This window comes from Candidatus Lokiarchaeum ossiferum, assembly GCA_025839675.1.
GTDB classification, from domain to species: Archaea; Asgardarchaeota; Lokiarchaeia; order Sigyniarchaeales; family Promethearchaeaceae; genus Lokiarchaeum; species Lokiarchaeum ossiferum.
On the sequence record CP104013.1, the window covers coordinates 4,941,654 to 4,959,078 of the forward strand.

Sequence of the window (17,425 nt, forward strand, 5' to 3'; positions counted from 1 at the left end):
ATGAATGAACCACAAGAAAATACGAATACTGTTCAATTTGAACCTCTAATAAATTATGAATCAATTATCTGTGTACGATTTCTTGATAATCCCCAAAAGATAAATGCTGCATGCATAGGTGTTCATTTTACTTCGAATAATGAAGTATATATTCATGCATATTCTGATACTCACACCCGAGCGATTTTACAGCCTGGGGTAACGTTTGTTATTAATTTTTCAGAATGTTTTTATGAATTCGTCATAGCAGGATTAAAAACGAAAGGGATTGATGAACGTGTGGACGAACTACCCATTTCTGCTTATCGAGATGATTTTTCGGTTCCAGTATTAAAATCATCATGGTGTGCAGTAGAATGTGAGGTCATCCCTATGCCGTCGAAAATTTTATCTAAACCTGAATGTCGCAGAAGAGAAGCTCCAAATATTAGGGCTAAAATCAAATCTATTCACACTTTTCACTACCCGCATATTTTCAATAATCGTTCTATGAATCTTGCTATAGAAGCATTAATTTATGCTACTCGAATCCCCCTTTATGAAAAATATTCAAAGGAATATAAGGAGAGCCTTACCTCCTACCTTACAATTAAGAAAAAAATTACGGAATGGCGTGATATGGATCGCTTTGAAGAATCCTTTACAGTGATTGATAATTTTCTGATCGATCGAAATGTTAAGGTACAAGAACTATTTGATTTCAGTCACTAATTTTTTTAATGCTCTTCATATACATAAGAGGATAATTTAATTGCTCAATCCATTCTAAATGTCCAACTATGGACCATTCTTTATAACTGAGTTCTACCTCCGCTATTAAATTTCTCCCAGAAATCACAGTATAATCATATTCATGACTTTTTGAAAATTTTTCTTCTTCAAAATCATCTAAAGCTTTGAAAGCGATACGAACCTCTTTAACGAATGGTTGACATTTGATGGAAGCAATAATCCCCTCTGCAATTTTGGTTTGAATTGTTTCATCACAACAAATTGGAGTTCCTGAAAACTGATGAAAAATTGCTGCAAGTTTGATCCCAGTCTCAAAAATAGCTTGGTCTCTGTTTGAAACCTCGGGTATTCTATAAGAATCTGCAATTTTTTCCATATAACTTAACATAGTCCCTAAACCTAAAAAAGCATATTAAAATAATGTACTACAAAAATTCGATTTTATGACCTTTATTATTTGGTTTTGTTTCAATAAATGCACATTCTGGCGAATTTAATTCATTTTCTAACACATTTTGGACATAACTTTTAATGGAGATCATTAAACTATTTGAATCACAAATTGTAAAAATTGTTGGCCCAAAAGAAGACATTCCGACTGGAACACTGAATTTTTGATATATTTTTTCAATTAAAATGCTCACCAAAGAATTTTGCAAACTAATCTCTACTTTTTTGAATCCATGATTGTTAATGAAGTGTAAGCTTTGGGCCATTAAGCTAATATTGTTTTCAATGAATCCGGGAAGGAATTGCATTAATATTCGGTGACTTATTTTTTCAACATCAGAAAGTTTTAAGGGAGTATATTTTTGAAAAATATTGATTTCTTCTTCTTTATTCGCTCCTTGTTTCACATTGAGCTGAATCAATAATATTCTCCAATTAGTTGGACATTTATTCAGATAAAAGGGCAATGCTGGAGGTGAAGCACTTGCTGAAGAGGGTAAAAACGATTGTTTATCTTTTCCCTTTCCAAAGGAATGACCTAAATCAAATACAAATCCTCCATTGAAGAATGTTTGATAGCCTATTCCAGATGTTCCTCCTCTACCAATTAGAACGGCCATTTGGTGAGGGGTCATTTCTGTTTCATATAACATACACATTCCTTTGGCTATAGTAAGGAGGAATTGAGTTTTTGAACCAAGTCCTTGATGTTCTGCTACGAATTTTTGAATCTTTACTGCAATTGGCTTTGGAACAATATTAAATTTTTCATAGAATTTGATAGCAAATTCTTCGAAATAATTTTTGTGTTGTTGGGGTCCCGAGAATACAAATAAATCTGAGGTTTCATCTGAAAATTCTATTTTAAGTTGAGGGTTATTAACACATATCCCTAATCCTCCGTCTACTCTATCTAAACTCCCGTTCAAATCAATTAAGGATAAATGGATACGGGCTGGAGTAGATATTTGAAATTTCATTAAAATAACCTCAAGAAAAATAGTGCAAAATTTGATAAATTTTTTTTCTTTTTCAAGGATAATTAAAATCTTGGAAAGAAAAAATGGCCGATTTAGAAGGAATTGCAAAAAAATTATTGCAAAAAGGAATTGCCGATGAAAAAATCATTCATAATTTAATTGATCAATACAAAATTTATAAATCGTTCCCGGATAATGTTCTAAGAAAGATGGCTGCTGCCATTCTTAAAGAAAGTAAGATAAGTTTATCCGCTACAAGTCAATCTGAATTAAATCAAAAAATAGTAATCAATAAATTGTTAGGTATTCCTCAGGCAGATATTACGATGGGCCAAGGTGGTGTAGGTTGTAGAGGACAAGGTGATTTTTATGTACATGATTTATTGGCTAAATTATCCCAAACTTCCGTAAAACCCCATATTTCTCCTTTGTCTTTGGATGATACGGGGGCAATAGACCTTAATTTTAATTCATCTGCTATTAGTAAATCTAAGATCATTTTAACAAAGATGGAAGGGATGCATAGTCGTCTAAGTGATTATCCCTTTCTTGCGGGATTTCATGTGACTCGCGCAGCTTTGAGAGATATTTATGTGAAAGGTGGAAATCCTCTTTCGATTATGGTGGATGTTCATCTCGCTGATGATGGTGATATTGGAAAATTATTTGATTTTCAAGCGGGTATTGCTTGTGTTGCGGAAGTTGCGAAAGTACCCATCACTGCGGGTTCAACTTTACGAATTGGTGGTGATATGGTCATTGGAGATAGATTAACTGGAGGTATTGCAGCAATTGGTCAAATGGAATATTCATTTTTTAGGAAAAATATTCAAAATGGGGATATCATTTTGATGACTGAAGGCGCAGGAGGAGGAACTATTACAACATCTGCTCTTTATTCCGGTCAACCGGAAGTAATTCTAAAAACGTTAAATCTAAAATTCCTGAAGGCTTGTAAATTATTATTTCAAAACCCATCAATATGTTCTGGAATTCATTCAATGGCCGATGTAACCAATGGAGGACTTCGCGGTGATTTGTATGAAATTAACAATGAATCTCAATTGGGAGCGCGAATTCGCCCAGAATTTGTAAAAAGTCTTGTTGACCCTAAAATTTTAGAAATGTTGGAAAGTAATAATATTGATTTTCTTGGTGTATCTTTAGATGCTCTTCTAATATTTTCTTCAGCCGAAGTTGCTCCAAAGATAATTGATCTACTTCAGAGTAATGGGATAAAAACATCTATCGTCGGAGAAGTTACTCCTAATCCCGAGATTATATTTGTATCACCCGATGGAGAAGAAAAAATTATTCCTCGATTTCGAGAATCTGCTTATACTCCAATAAAACAAGTCGTTGATAAAGATTCTATGAATTCAGCAAAAAATGAAATCAGAATCCTTCAAGCATATCAAAAAGCTCAAGAAAAAAGAAAATATTTTGAAACAATGCTGAAACATAATTCAAATTAACTGGATTGAATTTTTAATTAAAATCCCTTTTCTTCAAGCAATTTGATGAAAGTTTTAAGATAATCGGTAATTTTTTGCATTATTTGTTTATATTCCTCAAAATTCTCAATTAATGCGGGATCCGGAATATCGATTTCTTTCCCATCTAAGGCAATTGCAGACAATAATATTGTTTTATCCCGATATTTGGCGGGCATTTGAATATCTCGATGAGATTGAGCCATAACAATTAAAGCTGTTGCATCCAGGAGATCTTCTTTATGCTTTCGTAATCTTCTTGGAAAATGTTGCTCAATTCTTTCGATTGGAATTTGCTCTTCTAATAAGGCTCTCTCTGTCATTGGATGGATCCGAACATCTTTCTGATGGATAAACCCTCCGCTCTGGATAATAAATTCGTGTTTTCTTTTAACTTCTGATTGTTGCAATAATTGTTCAAACTTCATTTGAGCAAACGGGGACCGACAGATGTTTCCCAAACACACAAAAATTAATTTGGGATTGGTTGACAATTTTAAAGCATTCCAAAAAGATTCTATCTTCATTATTTAATGGTTTGAATTTCCTTTTTTATATAATATTTTTTCTATTATTGTAAAATAAAATGAGCTCATAATCATTGACATTATGATAATTAATACTTCAGTCGCTTATGAAATAGAAGGAAGTGATAAAAAAAATTAAAATTGCACGAAATTGTTAAACTTTACCGTGTTTCTTTTTCTTTTCGTTGTAATTTTCTGTTTCAGCAGAAACAGAACGTTGGATTTTGGATTCAAAATCTTCAACGCTTAATTCGATATCACCATCAGGTGCGATCTTTCCTCTTTCTCGCATGATCTGGCGAGCTAAGATCCATAACATTTTGGAAAGACTTTTTCGACCCCGATTATTGCTTGGAATGGCTAAATCGATGTTATATAAGTAATCATCTGTATCAATGAAAGAAACGACTGGAATTCGGGCTAATCGAGCTTCTGCTAATGCTTGTTTATCTGCATGTGGATCGATCATAATGAGTACATCGGCTTCACTAAATTGGTCGATCATTGGATTTGTAAGAGTTCCTGGAATGAATCGCTCTGCTAATGCTTTAGCACCGGTTACTTTACAGAATGCTTTTACTGGAGCACGCCCATATCTTCGGACTGAACATACCATAATTCGATCTGGATCGAATGATGCAAGGAATTTTCCTGCAATTCTTACTCGATCATCAGTGGCAGTTAAATCTATTACATATAACCCATAGCTGGTTGTTCGATAAATCCATTTTTCACTGTGAGCTGTTTTTAATTTTGTACCAATGTGAATTCCGTGGCTTAAATATTCATCACGAGGAATTAAGAGATTATCTTCTTTTTCCTCTTGTAAAACAACGGTTTCATCATCGATAGCTAGAACTTCATCAGAATTTTCTTCTGATTCTAATCTTTCTTTGATATTTTTACTGGACATTTGTTATTCACCAATTTTTTCGTTTCATTGATTCAATTCCATCTTGCGTGAATCTCGCGAACGCCTAGAACCTTTTTTTCCAATGAATCATAAAATGATCCATCTGCTAGACGATTTAATCTATCTAAAGAAGGATGAATTAATAATTTTTTGATTAAATCGCCAAAAAACGGTTTTTACGTAGGAATACTAATATTACCTTGAGGAAAGGAATAACTTTTTACTGTAAAAATTAAATATATTTTTTGAGATATATGCAATTTCAACAAAAATATGTTAGAGTTTTAGGTGCTGTTTTATTCGCTTTATTCTTTTCTTTATTTGGTGTATTTATATTCAGTGATTTTATTTATCGGGGTATTTCAATTGGGGGTGATATTGTACCCCTACTTCAATCGGGGTCTTTTAATACCTTTTTTCAAGGGTTATATATGTTATTTGGTTCTGGATTTCAAGCAGATTGGTTCGGGGAGTTTTCTCAAAATAATATTCAAGAGTCGTCCCTTGGATTCATTTTATTTGGTGAAACTATATGGCCTGCAATTCTCACATGGTTTACGGTAGGAATTTTGTCTGGAACCATTATTAAAGGTGTGAAACGTGGGTTAATTTTTAGTTTGATCTGGTTTGCTTCCATTTTCATCATCTGGGCTATCATTGGAATGTTTGCAGGAGCGGATTTTAGTTCCATGTTTATAAGGAATCTTGGCAATACAATGGGATCTTTGTTCACAATTTTCATTTTTTTAATTTTTGGAGGCGTCCTTGGAGGATTGATCAGCGGCCCCGCTAATTTCGATTAAATTTTTTTTTCCTTAACTTCTTTATTTTTTTATTAAGTCTACAACAACTTTTATAGCATCTTAAACTATCTTATTTAAGTCGTTTTGAGGAATAGGAATGAAAAATCGCGCCACACCCTTACAAATCTTTAAATTTTTAGATAAAACGAATTGCAAATTATGTGGAAAAGAAAGTTGTTTAGAATTTGCCACAGATGTTTTAGAACGAAACATTGCACTGAAAAAGTGTGAACATTTACAATTTCCAGAACAGCAAATGAATTATCATCAAATTCGTAAATTATTATTGCCTCCACAAAAAGAAGTTATTTTTGGAACAGGCACACGAAAATGTAAAATTGGCGGGGAAGAAGTTCTATATCGGCATCAAAGAACATTTTACAATCCTACTGCGATAGCGGTGGAAATTTCGGATAATATTTCTGATTGGAAAGAATTTGAAAAGAAAATCCAATATTTAACAGATCTATCTATAATCAGAATTGGTGAAAAATTAACTTTGGATGCATTGGCTATCCGATATACTTCCCAAATTCCCGAAAATTATATAAAAGTTGTTGAACTTGTTTTTAAAATTTCCAATTTACCCGTAATATTATGTTGCCTGGACCCATCTATAGTAGAAGGAATTTTAGAACATTTCCATGCTCATAGGCCTCTTATCTATGCTGCAAATTCTCAGAATGCTGATACATTTGCTAAAATCTCTCGGAAATATGATGTACCTCTTGCATGTTTTGCGCCTGATTTATCTTCATTAGTCAACTTGATTTCCTCTCTTGAAAAATTTGGGGTGACTGATATTGTAATTGATCCCGGAACTTTTTTCACTTCTGGGGGAAAATTTTTCACTTTGAATCGAATTCAAGAGATAAGGTACAATATTTTTGAAAATCACCATAGTTTAATGGGATATCCGTTAATGGGTGTTCCTGCAGTATTATGGAGCCAAAACCAAACAAACATATCTTCTGTAGAAGAATTATCGGCAGGGTTTAATTTAACTCCTGAAATCCAAAAAATATTTGAAGATCAATCTCAAGCATCGACTTCCTTGTGGAAGAAACAATATGAAGAAGTTTTAATGGGTATTTTACTTCAAACCATTGACTCCAATCTTATTATTTCTCATGTTGGACAAAATGCTGAAGAAATTTGGGGGTTGATGGCGTTAATGACCTACAGACAGAATATATTCACTGATCCCCGCGTGTATCCTCGCGTAGATCCGGGTTTAACTATTATAAATTCACCTTCTGAATGGTCTCCTGTCTATGTGACTTCTAACTATCGAATGACTAAAATCCCTGTTGAACAAGATTTAATTGATGCCAATCTGGATGGTTATCTCGTGGTTGTTGATACTGAAGGAATTGGAATTGAAAGTGCTACTGCTGGAGGTCAATTTAATGAAGAGCAGATAAAAAAAACCCTTGATAAACACAATATTTTTAATAAAATTAGACATCGAATTATCATCATTCCTGGAATGGCTGCACGACTAAAAGCACCCTTGGAAGATCTCGCAAAATGTGAAGTATGGGTAGGTCCCCGGGATTCATCGTCTATTCCTTCTTTTATTCAAGAAAAATGGAAAATTGACGAGATAAAGGCTAAATATTCCCAAACTTAGGAATGTTATTTTTTCCAAATTTTCTTAAAGCTAAAAGTTGAAAATATCATATAGAATGATACCGCAAATTTCTTCCTACCAAAAGAATTCTGAATTACCATATAGGAATGTTGAATTAAAGAAGGGGTTTTGGAAAGATCGGAATCGAACCAATCAAGAAATAAGTATTTTTTATCAATGGGATCAATTGGAAAAAGCGGGAAGTGTTGATAATTTCCGAATTGTGGGTAATCTTAAGAAAGGATTTCGCAAAGGATTTTTTTATTGCGATTCTGATGTCCATAAATGGGCGGATGCTGCATCAATTATTCTTGCTTCCCATTATGATGGGAAATTAAATGACATAATTGATGAGTATATTGCGATTATGGAACATGCTCAGTTACCTGATGGGTATCTCTACACATATAATCAATTTCACTTTCCTGATCGCCGCTGGGCTAATATACAAATTGAACATGAGCTCTATTGTCTGGGTCATTTCATAGAAGCGGGAATTTCGCATTTTCAAGCCACCCACTCAAAAAAATTATTGGATATCGTATCTAAATCGGCCGATTTAATCGTTGATTCCTTCCAGAATTGCTCTCCACTCATGACACCAGGACATCCAGAAATTGAAATTGCTTTACTTAAGTTATATCAAATCACCCAAAATAAAAAATATTTGAATATGGCCCAACATTTTATTGAACAACGTGGGAAATCGCACAATTTCATATTTAACTTAGTGAAACAAAATTTTGATCAAAATCGGAGGAATAAATTAATAGAGATCCAGAAAAATGAATTAAATTTTGTAGAGAAACAATACCATGGTTTCGATTTTAATGAAATGGCACAAAAGAAGGAACCATTTGCCATGGCATTTAGATCTCTGGTTTCTTTTCTCTCAGGTAAATATTTTCAACAACATAAACCTCTAAGGAAATGGAAATCACCGGTTGGTCACTCCGTCAGATTTGGTTATTTCGTAACTGCTGCAACAAAATTATATCTTGAAAATGGTGATTCTACTCTGCTATCCACTTTAGAACGATTATGGGACAAAATGGTTAGTAGAAGAATGTATATTACGGGAGGTGTGGGCTCTCTTCCGATCATTGAAGGATTTGGGCGGGATTATGAATTAAATAATTCTTACGCATATTGTGAGACTTGTGCCGCAATTGCCTCCATATTTTGGTCATGGGAAATGGCTTTAGCGACAAGTGAGCCTAAATACCATGATTTAATTGAACGTCAATTATATAATGCGGCTTCGGTCGGCATTTCTCTTGATGGAACAAAATACTTATACCGCAATATTTTGGAATCTGAAGGGCATTTTGAAAGAAAACCGTGGTTTGATACACCTTGTTGTCCTTCTAATATTTCACGTTTGTGGGGACATTTAGGTAAATACATCTATTCAAGTAGTAACAATTCCATCTGGGTAAATCAATACATCGAATCAGAAACAAGGTTCAAATTAAATGATTCTAAAGAAGGTAAGATGCAAGAAGTAAAGATTCAAATGGCTTCCCAATTTCCTTGGGGAGGAAAAAGCAATATTCAATTTCGCATGGCTTCTTCCCATGAGTTTAATCTTATTCTAAGAATCCCAAGTTGGGTTGAACATTTTGAACTGAAGTGCAATGATTCATCCATACCCTATACACTTCTCAATAATCCCAGTTCAAATTCTCAAATATTTCCCGATCGCTTGTTGCACAATTCTTACTATATTAATGTTTTACGCACATGGCAACCCGATGATGTGATATCAATTAATTTTCCAATGAAAGTCCAGATAAATTATTCAAATCCTAAAGTACGATCTAATAATCACAAGATCGCTCTTTCTCGAGGTCCCCTAATTTATTGTCTTGAAGATATCGATAATTTAAATGAAGATATGTCTAATGTGAAAGTAGATTTGAATGAACCAATTCAAATTGAATTCAACGATTCTCTTCTAAAAGGAGTCACCACTCTTCAAGCTCGTTCAAATAAAAGTACTCCTTTAAATTTTGTTCCCTATTTTACGTGGTTAAACCGTAAAAAGTCAAAGATGCAAGTTTGGATTCGGACAAATAATTCGTAAAATATATTATTTTGCGTTTCTTTTTTTTCTACAAGGTATAAAATTTATGCGAAGAAAAGGATTAACAATATTTTGGCCACAATATTTCGATAAATCGCGTACAGTTAATATGGGTCGCAAAATTTCACTCGAAAGTGCAACAGAAAAACCAATACTTAAAGATTTAGCTACTGCGGCTCAAAAATTAAAATTTAAATATGAAATTGATCCTCGAAGTAAATATCCCCGCTCAACTTGGGATGAACCGGGATTATTACTCGTAGACACATTAGGCCAAAAAAAAAATGATGTATTAAAGAAAATGGCTCCTGAAATCCAAAAAGCTCGCACTAATCGGTTGAAACAGTTGAAAGAAAGTAAAGTCAAAAAGAAACATAAGAAAAAAGCCCAACAAGCAGACATTCTCCGGCAAAAAATTGCGCAACAACGCAAGAAGAAATAAAATCCAAAACATCTTTTTCTTTATTCTATTTTCCAGTTAATTAAAATAGTGTATGTAATTTGAATTTCAAATAAATATATTGAGAATAGAGTTAAAAAAGATGAATTTATTGTGTATTTAATTATTCTAATAAAACACCATTAATATGTCCATGTTGCCCCGGTCGACTGGTAATTCTAACCTTACCAAGCTCGGTTTCAACAATTGCGCCTTTGGTTAAAATACTTCGACGCTGATAATCCACAGAAGCTTTATTCTCCTCAAGTCCTTTAATTGATACTTTTTGGGTTGTATTCTTTTTTGCATCTGTAACATTAATCATATCAATAGAATAAGCCTTAATCTTAATATTCCCACCTTGGGTTCGAACTATTTTTTTTCGTTCTTCACCAATTTTGGTTTCGATTGGATCTCGACCCATTCGAGATTTTCGTTTTTTATGGGCCGAATGGATTTTCGCTCCAGTAGATCTCCTTTTTGATCGTTCTTGATATTGTACCACTTTATATCACTAAGTTGTTCAATTTTTCGTTAATATTAAATTTTTCGATTAACCTTCCTTCCTTACTCCCTAAAAAACCTTTGTGATAATAGATATTTCCCATCTTATTCTGCCGCTTCTATTTTATCATCTATTCGTTTATCTAATGAAAAAATCGTATTATAGAAGAATTCTTTGAGATCAGAAATGATTTGATAATTTGATAATGAACATTTCTCCTCTGTTTTTCCGAAATTCAATTTTATTTTGTTTTGCTTTTTTGGCGCGGTTATTAAGAAGTAATTGAGATTTGGGCCATGAAGGTTTTTTGCAAATCGAAATTCTGGAACTTTTTTCTTATTTTTTCTTAACGGACATTTCATTTTTGACAAATGATGCTTGAAAATGTTGTCAATCTCATTTTTTGTCTTTGTTTGTTGGAGGATATTTGACATGGAATTATATTCCATTTGTTGATCCATTTGTTTCAAATCAAAAACATATATATCTTTGTAGGATTGCAGCAAATTTCTCTGAGAAATAAAAAATGATCGTTTTCCATATAAGCCTTGCTCTTCTGCCCCAGGAAAAAGAAATTTGATGTCAGACCATTGAAAAATATCATGCTTATCCAAAATTTCTTCTAAAAGAGCTTGGAAGCAAATTATTCCCATTGCATTATTTTTTAATCCATCGGATTTATTGTTCAAAGTATTTGCTTTAAGAAAAGTTAATGTCCCAATTTCAAGAACACTAAGGAGTAGTATTATTCCTATGAAAAAATAAAATAAACTTGAACGAGTAAAATTGCTCTGGTTTACCTTGAACAAAATAATGACGAATGACAAAAGGTGCATATCATATATTATTATATTTTCACAGATGGATGTATATTTCGATGCAAATTTATTCCCCGTAGAATCATAATGGGCAATTAGAAGAATTAACCCCATCTTCATTTCAAAATTCTCATTTTTCTTTGAGTTTAGGTGGGTAGAGATATTTTTAGACTTCTTCTTCTTTTTACTCTCTTTGGGAATCAATTTCTCTTGGATATTTGGCCATAGTTGAAATCCTAGCCAGATGAATAAGATAAATCCAATTGAAAGTATAGTATTCGCTATTAATTGGATAAAAAAATTGACAAGAAGTAAAATTGAAAAAATATTTCCTCGATATTTTTTTATTTTATCAGTCCAATTTTCATACTCAAAGGTCTCCACAGTTGTTGGTAAGTTTTTTCTCTTCAATAAATTATAAAGATAATTCTGCGCTTTGATTTCTCCCTCGGTTCCTGTTAACCGCGGGAAAGCAATCTTTTGCAAATCTTCATTCATTTTCTCGGAGAGAGATTTGAATTTGGAAGAGACCATTTTTTCTAAATAAAAGAAAAGAAAACAGTTATAAAAAAAGATTTGGATCTCAATTAGCATTCACTACACAATATTCACTAATAATTTTTGAGTTTCTTGCCAATTTTCGACTTGCGACACTTTATGGGGTGGAGATAACAGCTGACTTGCAATAGCATAATCATTCCCTCCCTTCTGAGTTTTATCTCCAAAGAAGTGGATGGGTCCTTGAATTAATTTAATAATTTGCGCTTTATTTTTACCTTTTTCATAAATATCTATACTTATTTGCCCTCCAACTGTTGCTTCTATAGAAGGAAATTTTTCCATAATTATTTTACAGAAATTTTCTCTTTCACCTTTTTCATTATCATATTTATTATAATCTAACCGTTGTTTTTGGGTACAATTTCGTCCCACAATGGAAAAATTTAACATCCCTACTCGATGTTCCATGTGATTTCCTGCTCGGATAGGGTATTCGCTTTCTTTTAAAAATTTTGAAAGAAGATCAATCAATTCTGGAGGTGCATGCCATTCGTTGCGGTAAACTTCTTTACCTTTGACATACTGAATATTTCCTGCTGTATTGTAACACGCGTTGACCGATTCGCAGATCTTTTGTCCGACTTGTTCCACAGACTTTGGGTAATCGGACCCCGTCACCAAATATACATTTTTATCTTTGATCCAATCTAAAAAGAATGTTTCAAATACAGGATCAATTTTCAACCGCGAAGGGGTTAACGTTCCATCAATATCAAATACATAGTTCATTTTTTTTCTCTTCTATCGTTTTGTTTTTTTTTGCAAATAATAGTAATTTGAAGTAGAATTTATAAAATTGATAAAACTCAATTGAAAAAAAGAGTTCTATCACTTTCGTTTTATTATTATTTGTTCTTTTGCAAATAATCTTGATACACATTTTCCACTCTATCTGTCACAGCATCCCAAGTGTATTTTTTAATATATTCTGATGCTTTTACTAACATTTCTTGACTTTTATCTGGTGTTTGGAAAAAATTGACAAAAGCTTTTGCAAGTAAATCAGGTCTTTGACGTTCTACAAAAATTGCATTGTCTTGTAATATTTCTTGATACGCGGGCATCGTTGAACAAATTACGGGTGTCCCGCATGCTATTGCTTCAATTGGTGTGATTCCAAATCCTTCTGCTGCATATGAATATGTTACAAATACATCTGCCATGGAATAATAACTCGCCATGTCCTCTTCTTTGACTATTCCAATAAAATGTACTTCTGGATATTTTTGTTTCCATTGTTCATAGATAGGGCGCATTTTTAATGTTGGTTTTCCTCCAATAACTAAATTTAAGTCTTTAATTTCCTTTTTTGCTTCTTTGAAAGCTTCAATTATATGATCTACTCCTTTATAGAATGCAATTCTACCCACATAGTAAATTGTGGGTCCGGATATATTCAGATTTGCTCGAATTTTATCTCGTTCATCCATTCTAGGGTGAAATTCCGTATCATATCCACAATATACCGTGGTTATTTTATCTTCCGCGACTCCCATAAATTCAACAATTCCTTCCTTTATAATATTTGAAATTGTAAGAATGCTCTCTGATTTTTGAGCATTACGCCTTTCTAACCATTTCAAGACTGGAATCTTGACAAAATCTGCTTCGAAAGGACCTAAATCGTGAATTGAAGTTATAAATTTTTGTTTTGAAAAGGTCAAAGGTAGGTACCCTCTTGATCCGTTTGTATGTATGATATCAAAATGATTGTTTTTCAAATATTTCCGAACTTTTCGATAAAAGCTGGGAACCCAAAAGAGTCTGGATTTTGGGATTTTGAATGCTATAATATTTGGATCTGAAAATCCATCTTCCCACTGTCCTGTAAGCATTGTTACTTCATGACCTCGGGCTTTAAGACTATCAAATAATCCACGGATTAGTTTTGCGGCACCATCCTTATGATCAGGGAAAACTCCAAGGGAAATTATGCAGATTTTTTTTTTTTCCATAGTTAAAATACTATATACATCTTTATTTGGATTACGATCTTTTCATGACACATATGAAGATCATCACTTTGATTTTAGCGGGAGGGCGCGGAGAACGATTTTGGCCACTTTCTCGGATTGCACGTCCAAAGCAAAGTTTACCGCTCATTTCAGATAAACCTATGATTCTGGAAACGTATGATCGATTGAAATCGTTGGGTGATTTTGCAATTGTGGCAAATTCTGATTTATGTCAACAATTTAAAGATGTTTTACCCTCGAGTTTATTTTATATTGAAGAGCCTTGTGCACGAAATACTGCGCCTGCAATAGGTTTTGCTTGCCAAAAAATTATGCACACATACGGAGATTGTATTATTTTTATCGAAACTGCAGATCATTTTTACAAAGATATCGAAAATTATTTATCAGAAATACAAAAAGCGTGCATCTTTGCCGAAAAAGAAAACAAAATTGTGCTTATTGGAATTAACCCAACAGAACCACATACTGGTTATGGGTACATAGAAGAAGGGAATAAAATAATTGATAATTTCTATTCTGTTTCTTCCTTCAAAGAAAAACCATCACTTGATCTTGCTAAACATTATTTAAAACAAGGAACATTTTCGTGGAATTCAGGAATGTTCATTGCGAAATGCTCGGTATTACTAAAGGAATTTAAGAAATATTTACCTTCAATGTATGAATCTTTTCAAACCATGGACGATCAAGATTATAAGGAGGAAACCGTTCAAAAAATATTTCCATTATTACAAAGAATTTCGATTGATTATGGTATCATGGAGAAGAGCATAAATACTGTTGTCTTAAGAAGTAATATGCATTGGGATGATATTGGTGATTTTAATGCTATTAGTCGGGTTCATTCGGTTCGAAAAAATGGAAATTACTACCATGATGAAGTAGTAGCTCTTGATTCTCAAGAGAATATTATAATTTCTGAAAAACTCGTTGCGTTAATTGGTGTAGAAAACCTTGTTGTTGTCGATACACCTGACGCATTATTAATATGCGATCGGAATGAAACTCAAAAAATCAGGACTATTTTGAAGGATCTTGATGAAAAATATTTGTAATTCTTTTTTAAAATCTCTAATTCTAATTTATTGATGATAATCATGAAGTATATTATTGGTTTGGTGGGTATGCCTGGATCGGGGAAGTCTACGGCATTGGAAATTGCAAAACAATTCGGTGAAGTAGTAGTCATGGGGGATGTTGTGAGAGAAGAGGCAAAAAATCGCAATATACCCATAAATTCACAAAATCTTGGACAGTTGGCAAAATCATTAAGAAATCAATATGGACCAGATGCCATTGCTCAAAAGTGTATCCAGAAAATGCAATCAATTACAAATGATTTTTGTTTTCTTGACGGAATTCGATCGAAGCATGAAATGACTGTTTTTGCTGAAAAATATTTGATAAAAGTTGTTGCAATTATTGTACCTGATCATATCCGACATCAATGGCTTATTTCTCGAAATCGACAAGATGATTCCTCATCAATAGATGATATTTTAGAACGTGATAAAAGAGAACTTGATTTTGGAGTCCAAACAGTGATTGAAAATGCAGATTTCCAAATTGAAAATCTTGGCACGATTGAAGAATTAAAATTAAATTGTGAGAAGACCTTTAAGGAATTGATATTCAATGATTTTAGTTAACATTTCAACACAAGTTTTTCCCACAGAGGATCTGGAAGTGATACATAAGATTTTTAATTATTTCTCAGATTTTGACGAATTGGAAGAAACAATTCCCAATGAAAAAGGAGTTATTGAAGTTTCTGCCAAAATGGAAGGGTTATCGGGATTGACTTTTCTTTATAGACAATCCCGTAAGCAAAGGATTGTTCAAGCTATTCGTAATCATGTCGAAAATCTTATGGATTTGCATGCCAATACTTGTGTTTTTATGTTAAACAAACAAGCACTCACACAAGGGTATATTGGAATTTGTCAAACACCAAGTGAATCCCCTCTTGGTCCAATCCACGTAAAAATTTCTGCTACTAACATCGAACGCGTTATCAACTATCTTTTTCCACCAACTGAGAAAGGTCACGTATTGGAAGTCGATTATACGCCAACTGAATAAAACAAAAAATAAATATAAATAAAATTAATTCTTTTTTATGGCCTTTCCAATCACTTCCGCCATTGAAGCTTGCATAGCAATGGAATCAATTGTATCGGAACCAATGATTTCAGTAGTTCCGGCCTTTAATAGTTTATATGTGGCATTTTTTATAAGTAGAGGATGTGTTCCAACCGCATAAATCGATTTAGCGCCTGCCTTTTTCGCAATTCCTAAGGCTCTTGCCATGGTTCCACCCGTTGCAATGATATCATCGGCAATAATGACTTCTCGTCCATTAACATCTATATCCCCTTCCATCGTAATCTCTCCTGTTTTTACATCTCGTGTTTTGTTAAATTGGACGACTGGAATATCTTCGCCCAAATAGCGAGCAAAAGCCCTGGAACGTTCATAAGCTCCTTTATCTGGACAAATTACTATCGGATTTATAACATTACGATCTTTCACGATTTGAGCTAATATTTCCATGGGGTCTAAGTTGAAGGTCGGAATGTCCACGGCATCAAAAATTGTTTCAGCATGGATATCGATTGTATAAAATTCTGTGGCTCCTGCTCGTTCAATCCATTTTAATACCTCCGTGGCAAAAAGACATTCTCCGGGACGAAATGCTTTATCTTGACGTGAATATGCAAAATAGGGGTTGATAACGCGAATTTTCGATGCTTTGGCTCGTTTAGCTGCACTGATCATCATTATTAATTCCATGATCCGCTGATTTTGATCTCCTGCAGCATTCGCTCCAGTGGTTTGAACAATGAGTACATCAGCATCCTCCAAAACCGTATCATTTTCAATATCAATACGTAAATAACATTCTCCATCTGGAAACACTTTATTTTCTGTCGCATATACTTGGACATCTAAATAATTTGCCAGGTTCACAGCTAAACCTTGGGAAGATGGTCCAGCAATCACAATTTGATTTGACATAAATTTCACTTCTAATGAAAATCTCTAAGTTACATTAACTTTAATAAAGAAAAAAAATTTCCTAAAACGAAAAAATGTCTTCTCAATCAAAATTTGAAATTATTTTTACTTTTGTTGGAACGGATAGTGTCGTCATCGGGGAAATTATTCGATTTCAAGCACCCCAAACCTTTGAAGCTTTACAAGATAAAACGCGTGAGAAAGGATTCTATACGGTAAGAAGTCGCGCCAATATTGGGAGGGTAAAATCCTATTGGATGGTGCTTGTAGATCTTCAACGAGGGGGGGAAAAAAACGAATACAAAGAAAGTCAAATTGGTGATATTGTCTATTGTCCACGACAAGATGCGATCTATTTAATTTATGACACTCCAACTTTAACTTTGCCCGTCTATTATCTTGGAAAAATAAAATCGGGCATAGAATCTTTGCCAAACATGCGGAATGGAACTATGGTAAAAATTACGTTTAAAGAAATCTAAAAAAAA

At 33.4% G+C, this 17,425-nt stretch carries 19 protein-coding genes; 10 read left to right on the forward strand and 9 right to left on the reverse strand.

Annotation, left to right across the window (positions count from 1 at the left end; all coding sequences use genetic code 11):
- Window positions 1-711: a hypothetical protein gene (locus NEF87_RS21185; RefSeq protein ID WP_457917392.1), complete on the forward strand. Its 711-nt coding sequence runs from the start codon at window positions 1-3 to the stop codon at window positions 709-711.
- Here the strand turns inward: NEF87_RS21185 and NEF87_RS21190 are convergent.
- Together NEF87_RS21190 and NEF87_RS21195 are read right to left on the reverse strand one after the other, a co-directional pair.
- Window positions 701-1,108: a dihydroneopterin aldolase family protein gene (locus tag NEF87_RS21190; RefSeq protein WP_457917393.1), complete on the reverse strand. Its 408-nt coding sequence runs from the start codon at window positions 1,106-1,108 to the stop codon at window positions 701-703. The two genes, NEF87_RS21185 and NEF87_RS21190, sit on opposite strands and share 11 nt — an antisense overlap.
- A gap of 49 nt (window positions 1,109-1,157) precedes the next feature.
- Window positions 1,158-2,162: a beta-ribofuranosylaminobenzene 5'-phosphate synthase family protein gene (locus NEF87_RS21195; protein WP_457917394.1), complete on the reverse strand. Its 1,005-nt coding sequence runs from the start codon at window positions 2,160-2,162 to the stop codon at window positions 1,158-1,160.
- Between the two features lie 83 nt (window positions 2,163-2,245).
- Here NEF87_RS21195 and NEF87_RS21200 point away from each other — a divergent pair, with 83 nt between their 5' ends.
- Entirely contained in the window at window positions 2,246-3,637 is a 1,392-nt protein-coding gene (locus NEF87_RS21200) for an AIR synthase-related protein (protein ID WP_457917395.1), read from the forward strand.
- A 17-nt stretch (window positions 3,638-3,654) separates the two neighbouring features.
- On the opposite strand, the gene NEF87_RS21205 is transcribed toward NEF87_RS21200, so the two are convergent.
- Both NEF87_RS21205 and rpsB read right to left on the reverse strand, forming a co-directional pair.
- Complete coding sequence (locus NEF87_RS21205; protein ID WP_371803519.1) at window positions 3,655-4,182, reverse strand: arsenate reductase/protein-tyrosine-phosphatase family protein; 528 nt, start codon at window positions 4,180-4,182, stop codon at window positions 3,655-3,657.
- A 154-nt stretch (window positions 4,183-4,336) separates the two neighbouring features.
- Window positions 4,337-5,095: a 30S ribosomal protein S2 gene (gene rpsB / locus NEF87_RS21210; protein WP_371803520.1), complete on the reverse strand. Its 759-nt coding sequence runs from the start codon at window positions 5,093-5,095 to the stop codon at window positions 4,337-4,339.
- Between the two features lie 254 nt (window positions 5,096-5,349).
- Here rpsB and NEF87_RS21215 point away from each other — a divergent pair, with 254 nt between their 5' ends.
- The 4 genes from NEF87_RS21215 to NEF87_RS21230 all read left to right on the forward strand — a co-directional run bounded on the left by NEF87_RS21215 (window position 5,350) and on the right by NEF87_RS21230 (window position 10,059).
- On the forward strand, window positions 5,350-5,898 hold the full coding sequence (locus tag NEF87_RS21215; protein WP_457917396.1) for a hypothetical protein: 549 nt from the start codon (window positions 5,350-5,352) through the stop codon (window positions 5,896-5,898).
- 97 nt (window positions 5,899-5,995) lie between these two features.
- Window positions 5,996-7,531 carry an acetyl-CoA decarbonylase/synthase complex subunit gamma gene (acsC, locus tag NEF87_RS21220; protein ID WP_457917397.1) on the forward strand — a complete coding sequence of 512 codons (1,536 nt, stop codon included), beginning with the start codon at window positions 5,996-5,998 and terminating at the stop codon, window positions 7,529-7,531.
- Between the two features lie 55 nt (window positions 7,532-7,586).
- On the forward strand, window positions 7,587-9,617 hold the full coding sequence (locus NEF87_RS21225) for a glycoside hydrolase family 127 protein (RefSeq protein WP_457917398.1): 2,031 nt from the start codon (window positions 7,587-7,589) through the stop codon (window positions 9,615-9,617).
- 46 nt (window positions 9,618-9,663) lie between these two features.
- Window positions 9,664-10,059 (forward strand): signal recognition particle subunit SRP19/SEC65 family protein, encoded by a 396-nt coding sequence (locus NEF87_RS21230; RefSeq protein ID WP_371803524.1) that lies wholly within the window; start codon window positions 9,664-9,666, stop codon window positions 10,057-10,059.
- 121 nt (window positions 10,060-10,180) lie between these two features.
- Here NEF87_RS21230 and NEF87_RS21235 read toward each other — a convergent pair whose 3' ends face one another.
- From NEF87_RS21235 to NEF87_RS21250, 4 genes are all read right to left on the reverse strand, one after another.
- The gene (locus tag NEF87_RS21235) at window positions 10,181-10,561 is read right to left on the reverse strand and encodes a 30S ribosomal protein S8e (RefSeq protein ID WP_371803525.1); all 381 of its coding nucleotides are present in this window, start codon (window positions 10,559-10,561) and stop codon (window positions 10,181-10,183) included.
- Between the two features lie 104 nt (window positions 10,562-10,665).
- On the reverse strand, window positions 10,666-11,913 hold the full coding sequence (locus NEF87_RS21240; RefSeq protein WP_457917399.1) for a hypothetical protein: 1,248 nt from the start codon (window positions 11,911-11,913) through the stop codon (window positions 10,666-10,668).
- A gap of 63 nt (window positions 11,914-11,976) precedes the next feature.
- Entirely contained in the window at window positions 11,977-12,669 is a 693-nt protein-coding gene (locus NEF87_RS21245) for an HAD hydrolase family protein (protein ID WP_457917400.1), read from the reverse strand.
- A 116-nt stretch (window positions 12,670-12,785) separates the two neighbouring features.
- Complete coding sequence (locus NEF87_RS21250) at window positions 12,786-13,895, reverse strand: glycosyltransferase family 4 protein (RefSeq protein WP_457917401.1); 1,110 nt, start codon at window positions 13,893-13,895, stop codon at window positions 12,786-12,788.
- A gap of 53 nt (window positions 13,896-13,948) precedes the next feature.
- Between NEF87_RS21250 and NEF87_RS21255 the strand changes: the two genes are divergently transcribed.
- From NEF87_RS21255 to NEF87_RS21265, 3 genes are read left to right on the forward strand one after another with little or no spacing between them, the layout of a single operon-like run.
- Window positions 13,949-14,974, forward strand: a complete 1,026-nt coding sequence (locus NEF87_RS21255; RefSeq protein WP_457917402.1) for a mannose-1-phosphate guanylyltransferase — start codon at window positions 13,949-13,951, stop codon at window positions 14,972-14,974.
- 42 nt (window positions 14,975-15,016) lie between these two features.
- A complete protein-coding gene (locus tag NEF87_RS21260; protein WP_371803530.1) occupies window positions 15,017-15,568 on the forward strand; it encodes an AAA family ATPase in 552 nt (183 codons plus the stop codon).
- Window positions 15,555-16,001 (forward strand): RNA-binding domain-containing protein, encoded by a 447-nt coding sequence (locus tag NEF87_RS21265; RefSeq protein ID WP_371803531.1) that lies wholly within the window; start codon window positions 15,555-15,557, stop codon window positions 15,999-16,001. The genes NEF87_RS21260 and NEF87_RS21265 overlap by 14 nt, the downstream gene beginning before the upstream one ends.
- 24 nt (window positions 16,002-16,025) lie before the next feature.
- Here the strand turns inward: NEF87_RS21265 and prs are convergent, their stop codons facing one another.
- Complete coding sequence (gene prs, locus NEF87_RS21270) at window positions 16,026-16,937, reverse strand: ribose-phosphate diphosphokinase (protein ID WP_371803532.1); 912 nt, start codon at window positions 16,935-16,937, stop codon at window positions 16,026-16,028.
- Between the two features lie 74 nt (window positions 16,938-17,011).
- On the opposite strand from prs, the gene NEF87_RS21275 reads away from it, so the two are divergent.
- A complete protein-coding gene (locus NEF87_RS21275) occupies window positions 17,012-17,419 on the forward strand; it encodes a hypothetical protein (protein WP_457917403.1) in 408 nt (135 codons plus the stop codon).
- The last annotated feature ends 6 nt before the right edge of the window (window positions 17,420-17,425 follow it).